The organism is Janthinobacterium sp. GW821-FHT03C10, from assembly GCF_059420865.1.
In genome coordinates this window covers 596,946-608,838 of record NZ_JBWKUN010000002.1, presented here as the reverse complement: position 1 = coordinate 608,838, position 11,893 = coordinate 596,946, and the positions used below count along the sequence as shown (strand labels likewise).

The 11,893-nt window shown below is 66.4% G+C and carries 11 protein-coding genes; 4 read left to right on the top strand and 7 right to left on the bottom strand.

Annotation, left to right across the window (positions count from 1 at the left end; translation table 11 throughout):
- Nucleotides 1-40 precede the first annotated feature (40 nt).
- The 6 genes from AC07VH_RS10625 to AC07VH_RS10600 form a co-directional block, all read right to left on the bottom strand.
- Nucleotides 41-1,069 (bottom strand): acyl-CoA dehydrogenase family protein, encoded by a 1,029-nt coding sequence (locus AC07VH_RS10625; protein WP_494787423.1) that lies wholly within the window; start codon nucleotides 1,067-1,069, stop codon nucleotides 41-43.
- Nucleotides 1,070-1,197: 128 nt separating this feature from the next.
- On the bottom strand, nucleotides 1,198-1,809 hold the full coding sequence (locus AC07VH_RS10620) for a hypothetical protein (RefSeq protein WP_494787422.1): 612 nt from the start codon (nucleotides 1,807-1,809) through the stop codon (nucleotides 1,198-1,200).
- Nucleotides 1,810-1,978: 169 nt separating this feature from the next.
- Nucleotides 1,979-4,066: a methyl-accepting chemotaxis protein gene (locus AC07VH_RS10615; protein WP_494787421.1), complete on the bottom strand. Its 2,088-nt coding sequence runs from the start codon at nucleotides 4,064-4,066 to the stop codon at nucleotides 1,979-1,981.
- Between the two features lie 57 nt (nucleotides 4,067-4,123).
- On the bottom strand, nucleotides 4,124-4,882 hold the full coding sequence (locus tag AC07VH_RS10610) for a TorF family putative porin (RefSeq protein WP_494787420.1): 759 nt from the start codon (nucleotides 4,880-4,882) through the stop codon (nucleotides 4,124-4,126).
- Between the two features lie 285 nt (nucleotides 4,883-5,167).
- Nucleotides 5,168-5,641 (bottom strand): hypothetical protein, encoded by a 474-nt coding sequence (locus AC07VH_RS10605; RefSeq protein WP_475415502.1) that lies wholly within the window; start codon nucleotides 5,639-5,641, stop codon nucleotides 5,168-5,170.
- 21 nt (nucleotides 5,642-5,662) lie between these two features.
- Nucleotides 5,663-6,376 (bottom strand): FadR/GntR family transcriptional regulator, encoded by a 714-nt coding sequence (locus AC07VH_RS10600; RefSeq protein WP_475415501.1) that lies wholly within the window; start codon nucleotides 6,374-6,376, stop codon nucleotides 5,663-5,665.
- A 141-nt stretch (nucleotides 6,377-6,517) separates the two neighbouring features.
- Here AC07VH_RS10600 and AC07VH_RS10595 point away from each other — a divergent pair, with 141 nt between their 5' ends.
- From AC07VH_RS10595 to AC07VH_RS10580, 4 genes are all read left to right on the top strand, one after another.
- A complete protein-coding gene (locus tag AC07VH_RS10595; RefSeq protein ID WP_475415500.1) occupies nucleotides 6,518-7,309 on the top strand; it encodes a (Fe-S)-binding protein in 792 nt (263 codons plus the stop codon).
- Nucleotides 7,306-8,022 carry a LutC/YkgG family protein gene (locus tag AC07VH_RS10590; protein ID WP_494787419.1) on the top strand — a complete coding sequence of 239 codons (717 nt, stop codon included), beginning with the start codon at nucleotides 7,306-7,308 and terminating at the stop codon, nucleotides 8,020-8,022. Before AC07VH_RS10595 ends, AC07VH_RS10590 begins: the two co-directional genes overlap by 4 nt.
- Nucleotides 8,019-9,464 carry a LutB/LldF family L-lactate oxidation iron-sulfur protein gene (locus AC07VH_RS10585; protein ID WP_494787418.1) on the top strand — a complete coding sequence of 482 codons (1,446 nt, stop codon included), beginning with the start codon at nucleotides 8,019-8,021 and terminating at the stop codon, nucleotides 9,462-9,464. Before AC07VH_RS10590 ends, AC07VH_RS10585 begins: the two co-directional genes overlap by 4 nt.
- A gap of 93 nt (nucleotides 9,465-9,557) precedes the next feature.
- Nucleotides 9,558-11,264, top strand: a complete 1,707-nt coding sequence (locus AC07VH_RS10580; protein ID WP_494787417.1) for a lactate permease LctP family transporter — start codon at nucleotides 9,558-9,560, stop codon at nucleotides 11,262-11,264.
- A gap of 58 nt (nucleotides 11,265-11,322) precedes the next feature.
- Here the strand turns inward: AC07VH_RS10580 and AC07VH_RS10575 are convergent, their stop codons facing one another.
- Entirely contained in the window at nucleotides 11,323-11,850 is a 528-nt protein-coding gene (locus AC07VH_RS10575) for an NADPH-dependent FMN reductase (protein ID WP_494787416.1), read from the bottom strand.
- Nucleotides 11,851-11,893 lie beyond the last annotated feature (43 nt).

Genomic DNA, 11,893 nt, shown 5'->3' with positions numbered 1-11,893 from the left:
AAACACTTCCGGTCCGGCGATTTTTTTTGCTCGTGCGCCGTCACAGCGCCCACGGATGTTCTTCCGCACCGGCGACGATGCCGCCCAGCACGGCCTGGTCGCGTTCGGCATGGCTCTGGCGCAGGAATACGGGCAGGTCGGCCGCCAGGCGCGCGAAGTGGGCGTCGCGGCACAGGGGGCCGGCCCCCAGCGCGCGCGTGGCCAGGTGCAGCACCAGCGTGGCCGCGTCTTCCGTTGCCAGGCGCAGGCGCAGCGCCAGGGCCATCGCATCGCTATGCGGGCACCGGTCGATCTCGGCGGCACCCTCGCGCAGCAGGGCGGCCACGGCGCGCAGCGCGCAGTCGATCTGGCCCAGTTGCGCCAGACGGACTGCATCGGGGGCGGCGTGCTGCGCGCGCGCGTGCAGGTGGCCGGCGATGGCGCAGGCGGCGCCATACCAGGCGGCCGCGATCCCGGCGGCGCCATGCCAGAAGCCGGGGCGGGCCAGATAGGCACCCGGCGCGCCCACGGGAAAGGCGCGCGCGGCGGAAAAGGTCACGTCGACGCTGGCGCAGGCGGCCATGCCGACGGCTCGCCAGCCTTCGTCCGTGACGTGTACGCCCGGCTGCGACAGGGCGACGGAGGCGAGGCAGGCTTGGCGATCGTCGTTCCAGCAGCTGATCAAGGCATGGCTGAGTCCCTTCGCCCCGGAACACCAGGCCTTGCGCCCGTCGAGCACATGGCGGCCATCGGCCATCTGCCGCAACCGCACGCGCGCCCCCGGCAGGTCCGCGCTCCAGACGCCCCACAGGCTGCCGGCCGGCACGCCGGGGCCGCCGATTTCCGCCAGGATGGCCAGCGCGTCCGTATGGCCTTCATATAGCTTGAGCAGGGACAGGTCGATGGCGGCGACGGCGGCCAGCATTTGCCAGCGCAACAGGGTGGCGCCATGGCCGGGCGGGGGCAACTGGTCCAGCCCCGCGTCGCGCAGGCGCCGCAAGCCTTCGATGGGGAGAAAAGCGCTGTCCTGCGGCTGCAGCAGGGTGGCCAGCGCAGCGCTGGACGGCAGGGAGAAAGCGTCGATCGACATGGCAAGCTCCTTTTTCAGCAGGATAGCTTTTTGCTTTTGCAATGTCTGTCCGATTCTACACCTCCCCCGCCGACGGACCCGGGGGCCATGAAGCCGCAGGGCCATGGGTCCCGCGGCAAGTCGCGCGCTTACTTTTTTACATACAGCATGTCGGGCACATAGCTGGTGCCGTTATGCGAGAAGGTGTAGAGGTTGTTGTCGCGCAAGAAGATGCCGCCCTTGATGGTTTGCGCCGGGCGCATGCCTTCATCAAGCAGGCAGGTGGAGCCGCCTTCATAATCGATGCACCATTGCTGCTTGCCATCTTTTTTCACGTATTGCACGCCAGGTCCCGCGACGCTGAAGCTATAGGCGGGGATGAACAGGTTCAGCTTGTCGATGCGCACGTTGCTCGCGGTACCGTTTTCCGTCAGCTTGGCGAGAACGTCAGCCACGCCATCGGGTGTCGCCGTGATTTTCGCGCTCATGGTTTCCGTGCCCAGCAAGGTGCCGCTGCAGCCCGTCTTGAGATAGGTTTCGGTGGTGGAGGTCAGTTCCATCGCGCCGCTGCCATCGGCCTTGGCCGCGATGACCACGGTCTCGCGTTCATGCTCGTCGCATGGCGCTTGCCAGGTGCCGACGTAGGAGGCCAGTGTCGAGCCGGCATTGATATTGCCTGCATCGCCACTGCCGCCGCCACCGCCGCAGCCAGCCAGCAGTGCGGTGCTTGATGTCAAGAAGACTGCCACGATTTTTTTCATGCCCCATCCTTTTATTTCGGCAAGCATGCGTGCCGTAGGCGCGGCAACAGTATAAAAGGATGGATAAGGGGCAATTCTCACCGAATGTATTGGTGACTTGATTTGGATCAACATCAGTGCGCAGGCCGGCGCCACGCTCCGGCACCGGCTGTCGCCCGGGATGGCAGGCTTAAAACTCTTCCCAGTCGTCCCCGGCTGGCGCCTTGGCCTGCGTTCTTTCTGCTGGCGCCGGTTTGGCCGCAGCGAGGCGCTTGCCTGGCGCCGGCGCCTTGACGACGGGTGGCGTGCGCGGCGCGACTGCCGCCACTGGCGCCGCTGTCACTTGTTGCTGCGTTTGCGCGCCCAGCTTGAACACGCTGACCACCTCGGCCAGGTGGCTGGCCTGGTCTTGCAGGCTTTCGGCGGCCGCCGCCGCTTCCTCGACGAGGGCCGCGTTCTGCTGCGTCACGCCATCCATCTGCGCCAGCGCCTGGTTGACCTGGGCGATGCCGTCGCTTTGCTCGGTGGTGGCAACGCTGATGTCGGCCATGATGGCGGTCACCTTGCGCACGCTGTCGACCACCTGTTCCATGGTGGCGCCCGCTTCATCGACGAGCTTGCTGCCGGCCGCTACCTTGCCGACGGAATCGTCGATCAGCAGCTTGATTTCCTTGGCGGCCGCCGCCGAGCGCTGCGCCAGGTTGCGCACTTCCGTCGCCACCACGGCGAAGCCGCGGCCCTGTTCGCCCGCGCGTGCCGCTTCCACGGCCGCGTTCAGGGCCAGGATATTCGTCTGGAAAGCGATGCCGTCGATGACGCTGATGATGTCGACGATCTTGTTCGACGAGTCGTTGATCGACGTCATCGTTTCGATGACCTTGCCGACCACTTCGCCGCTCTTTTGCGCCACGCTCGACGCGGATGCGGCCAGCTGATTCGCCTGGCGCGCATGGTCGGCGTTTTCCTTGACGGTGCCCGTCAATTCTTCCACCGAAGCGGCCGTTTCTTCCAGCGAACTGGCTTGCTGTTCCGTGCGGGCCGACAGGTCGTTATTGCCTTGCGCAATTTCCGCGCTGGCACGGGCCACGTTGTCGGCGCTGGCCTGCACTTGCAGCAGCACGGCGTGGATCTTTTCCACGAAGGCGTTGAAGCCCTTGCCGATCACGGCCAGCTCGTCGGTGCCCTTGACTTCGAGCTTGACGCGCAGGTCGGCGTCGCCGCTGGACAGGTCCGTCATGGTGCGGCCCAAGGTGCGCAGGGGGCGCGTCAGCTGGTTGACGACGAGGATCAAAATGCCGGCCGTGGCCGCCGCGCACAGCAGGGCGACGATCAGCGTGTAGATCATCAGGTCGCGCGCCGAGGCCGTCGCCACGCTTTTCGGGAAATTCAATTCCACGCTCCACGGCGCGATATCGGGGTGGATCTGCAGCGGCTGCAGCAAATGGATGTAGCCCTGGCCGTCTTCATATTCGTACGGCTGGCCCTGGCGCACCTTTTCCAGGCCGGCGGCCGGCACGTCGTCGGCCTTCTTGCCCAGCCGCTCAGGCACGGGATGGCTGGCGTACAGGCCGCCGTTCGAGATCAGGGCCAGCTTGCCGCCCTCGATCACCTTCAGGTCGGCCAGGATCTTCGCCAGGCGCGTGAGCATGAAGTCGGCGCTGGCCGTGCCCTTGAAGCCGCCGTCGATCATGATGGGCGCCACCAGCGAGGCCATCAGCACATTCTTGCCGTCGACGGGGTAGATGTACGGTTCCGTAAAGTAGGTCTTGCCCGTGCGCTTGGGCACGTCATACCAGTCGTTGGCGCCCGGTTTCGGGTCGAAGACGATGGGTTCCACTTGCAGCTTGCCGCCGGCGCCCCGCGTCCAGTAGGGCATGAAGCGGCCGCTGGCGTCGTAATTCGGCTTCTGGTTGGCGAAATCCGCATCCTTGCCGTCGAGCGCGTTCGGCTCCCAGGTCACGGCCGCGCCCAGCAAGTCTTCCGAGCTGGTCAGGGTGGCTTTGGTCAGTTCGTTGATCTGCTCGCGCTGCAGGGGCAGGCTGGCGCTCCTGGTGCCGCGCATGGCGCCGGCCAGGCTGGAAACGCTGGACAGGTTGCTGGCGATGCGCGCCTGCAGCGCGCCGGCCACTTCGCGCGCCGACGTGCGCGCCAGGTCCAGCGCGGCCGCCTCGGCGCTGGCGCTGCTCTTGTAGCCGATCACGGCCGCCGTGACGCCCAGGCTGAGGACGGCGAGCGCGGTGGCGGCGACGCAGATTTTACTGTTCAGTGAGAGTTGCATGATGCTGTTCCTTGATGGGGAGGGGTATCGGTGTCGTGGGCGTCGCGGGTGGCGCGCCTAGAACGTCTTGCTGATGGCCACGACCAGCGTGGCCGCGGCGGGATTCGAGGTGTCGAACTGGCCGGCCGCATTCGGGATGCCCAAGGTGTAGTGATCGTAGGCATCGGTGGCGCCCCAGGCGCGCGTCACGGCGCCGCTCAGGCTCCAGCCGCCGTCGAAGGCGCGGGTGACACCGACCTTGGCGTCACGCCAGTTCCAGATGGCATTGCCCGTGCCCGCCACGCGGCCATTGCCGGCGTGCAGGTTCAAGGTCCAGGCATTGCCCAGGTCGACATTCGCGCCCACGTCCAGGTAGCCCGTGCCGCGCGCATGCGTGATGCCGAAGAAGTCGCGCGTGACGGTATGGTTGTACTTGGCGTACAGCATCTTGTAGCTGAGGCCCAGCGACAGTTCGCCATAGTCGTACTTGACGCCTGTGGCGCGGTAGACGGCGCCCGGATACTTGTAGTAATACGCGAGCACGCTGTAGCCCAACTCGCCCACCGTGCCGCCGTAGCCGCCGTACAGGTCCCATTCGATGCTCGCATCCTGGATATAGCGGTCGCTGACGGTGGAAGCCCAGGTGCCGAGCGACCAGCCGCTCGGGTGCGCGTAGTCGGCCCCCGCCTGCAGCGCGGGCTTGCCCCAGGTCTGGCGAAAGCCGCGCGAAATGTATTGCGAGGCGAGGCTGGCATTGGCGGTGAGGCTGGCGGCAGGGCTGTCCGCAGTCTGCGCCTGCACGGGCAGGGCGGCCAGCAGGAAGAGGCAGCCCAGCAAGGATATTCCAGGAAAATGGTGGTGCGATGGCATGGCAGTCAGCTCCGTATTTGCTGGCAGCGGCCGTCCAGGCGCGTTGCCCTGATGGTTGCAATAAAAATGCGGAATGGACTTTTGCAGAGGCGAGGCGGCCTGTCCGCATGCTCGCAGGAGCAGTCAGACATTCTCACCAAACGTAACTGAAAGGATAGGGGCTGGGACTAGTGGAAGTCAATAAAGTTGCGCTGCGGAAAGCGTAAGTTGTTGTTTCCTGGCACTTTTTCATGCGCCTGTCACATGCGCTTGTTACATTCCCGGTCCGCCACGGCTGGCTGCCTCTTGCAGGCTGGCCAGCAAGCCGGGCAGGGCCGCATGCAAGGCCGGCAGGTCGCTCGCCGCCAGTTCGGCCTGCGTTTCCACCCGGCCCGATGGCTGGCCCCAGACGACCTGTGCGCTGAGCCTGGCGATGGCGTCGAGTCCCGTGACGCTGACCAGCAGGGCGACTTCTTCCGGGGCATCGTCTGGCACGTCTTCGAGCAGGCAGGAAATGCCGAAATGATAATCGTGGAAGGCGCTGGCCGTGCCGTTGGAAAATGCGAACACGGAGGCGAGCGCCCGTGGCGCGGCGGCCGCGAGTGCGGGCAGGGCGGCGCGGAACAGGGGCAGCAAGTCGTTTTCCAGCTGGAGCACCAGCGGATGGGTGTGGGCGAGGACGGTCATGGCAGGACGGATCAGTTGGCGGCGCGCGATGTTAGCAGCTTTCGCCGCCGCTGTGCGCATGCACTGGTCCTACCAGTGGCCTCAATCGTCATCGCCGGTGACGCGCGTGCGCACGAAATCGATGTGGCTTTGCATGGCCGTGCGCGCTTCCTCGGGCTGGCTGGCGCAGATGGCGACGCACAGGGTGCGGTGCTGCGACAGCAGCTGCAGCGAGGTGGCGTCGTCCTGCTGGCGCAAGCCCGTGCCGTTGATGGTGATGTGTTCGCGCAGCATGCCGATGATGCTGGTGTGCAAGTGCAGAAACATGGTGTTGTGCGAGGCCTGCGCGATGACTTCATGCAGCCGCGCGTCGGCCTGCGCCTCGCCGTGCTTGTCGTCGCTGGCGCGCGCCTGTTCCAGTTCGGCCAGCAGCGCCATGATCTGTGCGCGCTCGTCGCCGCTGGCCCGCTGCGCCGCAAAGTAGGCCGTCGCCCCTTCCAGTACGCGGCGAAATTCCAGGATGTCGTCGCGCAGGGCGGGGTGGTCGGCCACCAGCTGGCTCCACGGCGACGCCATGCCGGTGCGCAATTGATCCGTCACGAACACGCCGGCGCCGCGCCGGCTGCGCACCAGGCCGCGCGCCGCCAGCCGCTGCACCGCTTCGCGCACGGTGTTGCGCGAGACCCCATATTGCTGCGCCAGCAGGCGCTCGGCCGGCAATTGCGCGCCCGCCGGCAAGCTGCCGTCCAGCAGGGCCGTCTCCAGCCTGCGCATCGTCATCTCGACCCTGCCCCGCGTCTGCATGCCTGTCGCCATCACTGTCTTCCGGTGTTGTTTTAAAGTGGTCCGAGCAATTTGAAGTGGCTTGCGGAAGCTGGAATTATGCGTGAACCGGTCATTCTTAACAACACACAGCGGCGCCGCAGCAACACACAGAGCGCCGGGGGAGACACACTCATGCAGCCAGACCCGCGCCAGCCGCGTCACTATCCGCCATCACCACACGAGGTGTACCTGTTCGCCACCTGCCTGGTCGACCTGTTCGTGCCGCAGGCGGGGCTCGACGCGGTGCGCCTGCTGGAGCGGGAAGGCTTGCTGGTGCATTATCCGCGCGGCCAGAGCTGCTGCGGCCAGCCCGCCTACAGCAGCGGCAACCCGGAACAGGCGCGCGCCGTGGCCCGCGCCCAGCTGGACCTGTTTGCGCAGCCCTGGCCCGTGATCGTGCCGTCCGGCTCCTGCGCCGGCATGATGCGCCACCACTGGCCGCAGCTGTTCCACGACGATCCCGTGGCCGGCCCCAAGGCGGTCGAACTGGCCGGACGCGTGTATGAACTGAGCGAATTTCTCGTCTGCGTGCTGCAGCTCGACCTGGCCGGCCTGGCTGCGGTCGGGCAGGCCGATGAAAACGTGGTGCTGCACACCTCGTGCGGGGCGCGCCGCGAAATGGGCACGCGCACCCACGGCGTGGCGCTGCTCGACGCCTTGCCCGGCGTGACGCGTATCGAACACCAGCGCGAATCGGAATGCTGCGGCTTTGGCGGCACGTTTTCACTAAAACATCCGGACATTTCCGGCGCCATGGTCAGCGACAAGATCGCCTCGGCCTGCGCCACGGGCTGCGACCGGCTCGTTTCGGCCGACTGCGGCTGCCTGCTCAATATCGGCCACGCCGCCCAGCACCAGGGCGCGCCGCTGCCCGTCGAGCACCTGGCCAGCTTTCTGTGGCGCCGCACGGGAGGCGCGCCATGAGTACGGCATTGACCGCCCGCGAACGCATGCTGGGACGCCTGCGCGCCGCCGCGCCCTCGGCGCCCGAAGCGGTGGATACCATCGATACGGCCATCGACAATCACTACCAGGCGCGCCGCGCCGCAGCGCCCTTGTCGCCGCGTCACAGGATAGCCGCCATGCAGGCAGCCTTGCGCGCCGCGCATGCGCAGGTCGACTGCGTGCGTGGCGATGCCTGGCCGGCCCTGCTGGCGCATCGCCTCGGTGAACACGGCGTGCGCCGTTTGCTGTTCGATACCGGCAGCGCCGAAGGGCAGGCCTTGCGCGCCGCCTTGCCGCAGGGCGTGGAAGCGCTGTCCTTTGACCGTCCGCTGGCGCAATGGAAGGGCGAACTGTTCGACACCGTCGATGCGGGTTTTACCGTCGCCCGTTCCGGCATCGCCGCCACCGGCACCCTGGTCATCGCGCCCGACGCGGCGACGCCGCGCACGGTGTCCTTGGCGCCTCCGCTGCACATCTGCCTCGTGTATGCGAGCAGCCTGCACGTGGACTTGCACGCGGCGGCGCGCGCGGAGCGCTGGATGGACGGCATGCCATCGAACCTGGTGCTGGTGTCGGGCCCCTCGAAAACGTCGGATATCCAGCAAACCCTCGCGTATGGCGCGCACGGCCCGCGCTGGCTGTGGGTGCTGATCGTCGATGACTTGCCAGCCCATGAAGGAGGCCAGCCATGAACGCCAAGCCCCTGCAATTCGTCAAACCGGCCGATTTCCATGCGCGCGCCCGCGCCGCGCTGGACGACCCGAAACTGCGCCAGAGCTTTCGCGGCGCCATGGATTTTTTACAGGACAAGCGCAGCGCCCAGTTCCCCGACGGCGACGAGCTGGAACGCCTGCGCGACATCGGCGAAGCCGTGCGCCGGCACGCGCTGGCGCACCTGCCCGATTTGCTGGTGCAGCTGGAAGACAGACTGACGGCGGCCGGAGTGCAGGTGCACTGGGCCGAGGATGGCGAACAGGCCAACGCCATCATCCACGCCATCGCACAGCGCAATCAGGCGACGCGCTTCATCAAGGGCAAGTCGATGGCCAGCGAGGAAATCGAGCTTAATCACTACCTGGAAGCGCGCGGCATGCGCTGCCTGGAATCGGACATGGGCGAATACATCGTGCAGCTGGCAGGCGAAAAGCCGTCGCACATCGTCATGCCGGCGATCCACAAGACCAAGGCCGACATCGCCGGCCTGTTCGCCGAGCACATTCCCGACGCGCCCTACACGGAAGACGTCGACAGCCTGATCCAGACGGGGCGGCGCGCCCTGCGCCAGGCCTTCGTCGAGGCCGACATCGGCCTGTCGGGCGTGAACTTCGCGGCGGCCGACACGGGCACGTTGTGGCTGGTGGAAAACGAGGGCAATGGCCGGCTGACGACGTCCGTGCCGGAGGTCCACATCGCCATCATGGGCATGGAAAAGGTGGTGGCCAAGCTGGAACATATCGTGCCGCTGGCGAGTCTGTTGACGCGCTCCGCGACGGGGCAGGCCATCACCACGTATTTCAATTTGATTTCCGCCCCGCGCCGCGCCGGTGAACTGGATGGCCCGCGCGAAGTGCACCTGGTGCTGCTCGATAACGGCCGCAGCCAGGCCTATGCCGACGAGCAGCTGCGCGCCACCCTGCAATGCATCCGTTGCGGAGCCTGCATGAACCACTGTCCCGTCTACACGCGCATCGGCGGCCACGCCTACGGCACCACGTATCCGGGGCCGATCGGCAAGATCATTTCGCCCCATCTGCTGGGGCTGGACGCGACGGCCGACCTGGCCACCGCGTCGAGCCTGTGCGGCGCCTGCGGCGAAGTGTGCCCCGTGCGCATCCCGATTCCGCAGCTGCTGGTGCGCCTGCGCACGGAGGCGAACCGCAATCCTGACGAACAGGTGGCGCATCCGCTGCGCGGTCAGGGGGCCAAGTTCAGCCGCGGCGAAAGCCTGATCTGGCGCTTCTGGAGCGGCGCCTTCGCGCGCCCCGCCAGCTACCGCTTGTTCCGCTGGGCCGCCACGCGCTTGCGGATGCTGACGCCGCGCGCGCAGCTGGGCTGGACGCAGCACCGCAAGCCCTTGACGCCGGCGCCGCGCAGCCTGGCCGACCTGCTCAATGCACGGGGGCAGGAAGAATAGCGACGCCCCGCCATACCGCGAAAAACACGCTGCACACAATTACATCAAAAGCCGTTTTTTCATTCAACCCGCATCCACCGGAGGAGACCCGACATGCAAACCTGGACCCAACTTTATACACCGCTCGGCAGCCTGTGGCTGTCGTCGCTGGCGGCAGCCGTTCCCATCATTTTCTTCTTCATCGCCCTGGCGGCGCTGCGCATCAAGGGTCACGTGGCGGCCGCCGTCACCCTGGTGCTGGCGCTGGCCGTGGCGATTTTCGCCTACGGCATGCCCGTGCCGCAGGCGCTGGCGGCGGCCGGTTACGGCTTCGCGTATGGCCTGTGGCCCATCGCCTGGATCATCGTCACGGCCGTCTTCCTGTATAAAATCGTCGTGAAGACGGGGCAGATCGAGATCATCCGCGCCTCCGTGCTGTCGGTGACGGACGACCAGCGTTTGCAGGTGCTCTTGATCGGCTTTGCCTTCGGCGCCTTCCTGGAAGGGGCGGCCGGCTTCGGCGCGCCGGTGGCCATCACCTCGGCGTTGCTGGTGGGCCTGGGCTTCAACCCGCTGTACGCGGCGGGCCTGTGCCTGATCGCCAATACGGCGCCAGTGGCCTTCGGCGCCATGGGCATTCCCATCATCGTGGCGGGCCAGGTGACGGGCATCGACCCATTCCTGATCGGCGCCATGGCGGGCCGTCAGCTGCCGCTGCTGTCGCTGCTGGTGCCGTTCTGGCTGGTCTTCATGATGGATGGCTTCCGCGGCGTGCGCGAAGTGTGGCCGGCCGCCCTGGTGACGGGTTTCAGTTTTGCCGTGACCCAGTACTTCACGTCGAACCATATCGGCCCTGAACTGCCGGACATCACCTCGGCCCTCGTCAGCCTGGTGTCGCTGACCCTGTTCCTGAAGGTGTGGCAGCCGAAGAATGCAAAAGTGGCGCATGCCGTCGGCGGCGGCACGGCCGCGCTGTCCGGTTTTGGCGGCGCGGGCGGTGCTGCGGACCTGCGCGGCGGCGGCAACCGCGCCGCTTCGCCTTACACGACGGCGCAGACCATGCGCGCCTGGGCGCCGTTCGGCCTGTTGACGGCCATCGTCACCGTGTGGAGCCTGCCCGGCTTCAAGGCCCTGTTTGCCGCCGGCGGCGCGCTGTCTGGCCTGGTCATGAAGATCCATGTGCCCTACCTCGATAAACTGGTGATGAAGACGATGCCCATCGTGGCGCAGCCGAAAGCGTATGACGCCGTGTTCAAGCTCGATCTGCTGTCGGCCGTGGGTACGGCGATCTTGCTGACGGCCGTGCTGTCGATGCTGATGCTGCGCATGAAGCCGCGCGATGGCGTCAAGGCGTTCGTGGAAACCGTGGTGGAATTGCGCCGTCCCGTGCTGTCGATCGGCCTGGTGCTGGCGTTTGCCTTCGTTGCCAATTACTCGGGCATGTCGTCCACGCTGGCCCTGCTGCTGGCCGGCAGCGGCGCTGCCTTCCCGTTCTTTTCGCCCTTCCTGGGCTGGCTGGGCGTTTTCCTGACGGGCTCCGACACCTCGTCGAACGCCTTGTTCTGCTCCCTGCAAAACACGACGGCGCACCAGATCGGCGTGTCCGACACCCTGATGGTGGCGGCCAATACGACGGGCGGCGTGACGGCGAAGATGATCTCGCCCCAGTCGATCGCCGTCGCCTGCGCGGCAACGGGCCTGGTGGGCAAGGAATCGGACCTGTTCCGCTTCACCTTGAAGCACAGCCTGTTGTTTGCCGTGATCATCGGCATCATCACCATGCTGCAAGCCTATGTGTTTACCGGCATGATCCCGCATTGAGCGGTCCGTAGAAGTACGTAGTAAAACTAGATGAATTGATAGTAAAACGTGCAGACGGTCATGAAAATGACCTGATGCACTGCAGCATATCGAGGATGGCCCGGCGCAATGCCGGGTCCGCTGCAATGCCCTCCGCATCGAGTCCCGACCCCAGCAGGGGCAGGCTGATGCAGGCCTCGTCGATCAGGCGCGCCGACATGGTGCGCACCGTTTCGCGCAGGGCCGCCTGTGCGTGCGTGGCGCGCGGCGAGGCGTTCAGCAGCACCAGCGGCTTGTCGATGAACGACTCATTTCCCACCATCCAGTCCAGCGCATTCTTCATGGGCCCGCTCACTCCGTGCGCGTACTCGGGGCTGGACAGCATCAGCACGTCGGCCGCCAGGATGGCGTCGCGCAGGTCCGTCACGGGCGGCAGGCTGTCGGCGTCGAGGTCGGGATTGAACAGGGGTAGTTCACCGAGTCCCGGATAGATGCGGACGTCGAATGACGCTGGAGCAAGTCCGGCAATGGCGCGCAGCAGGGCGGTGTTCAGGGAGGCGGTGCGCAGGCTGCCGGCGATGGCGAGGATGGTAATGGGTGTTTGCATCCCGCCTGTATAGCCCATCCTGTGCTCAAGCGCAAGGCGAGCA

Coding starts and splice junctions, on each gene's coding strand:
- AC07VH_RS10595 (WP_475415500.1), top strand. CDS start 6,518: ATGCAGCCAGACCCGCGCCAGCCGCGTCACTATCCGCCATCACCACAC.
- AC07VH_RS10585 (WP_494787418.1), top strand. CDS start 8,019: ATGAACGCCAAGCCCCTGCAATTCGTCAAACCGGCCGATTTCCATGCG.
- AC07VH_RS10600 (WP_475415501.1), bottom strand. CDS start 6,376: ATGGCGACAGGCATGCAGACGCGGGGCAGGGTCGAGATGACGATGCGC.
- AC07VH_RS10620 (WP_494787422.1), bottom strand. CDS start 1,809: ATGAAAAAAATCGTGGCAGTCTTCTTGACATCAAGCACCGCACTGCTG.
- AC07VH_RS10615 (WP_494787421.1), bottom strand. CDS start 4,066: ATGCAACTCTCACTGAACAGTAAAATCTGCGTCGCCGCCACCGCGCTC.
- AC07VH_RS10605 (WP_475415502.1), bottom strand. CDS start 5,641: ATGCGCACAGCGGCGGCGAAAGCTGCTAACATCGCGCGCCGCCAACTG.
- AC07VH_RS10580 (WP_494787417.1), top strand. CDS start 9,558: ATGCAAACCTGGACCCAACTTTATACACCGCTCGGCAGCCTGTGGCTG.
- AC07VH_RS10575 (WP_494787416.1), bottom strand. CDS start 11,850: ATGCAAACACCCATTACCATCCTCGCCATCGCCGGCAGCCTGCGCACC.
- AC07VH_RS10590 (WP_494787419.1), top strand. CDS start 7,306: ATGAGTACGGCATTGACCGCCCGCGAACGCATGCTGGGACGCCTGCGC.
- AC07VH_RS10625 (WP_494787423.1), bottom strand. CDS start 1,069: ATGTCGATCGACGCTTTCTCCCTGCCGTCCAGCGCTGCGCTGGCCACC.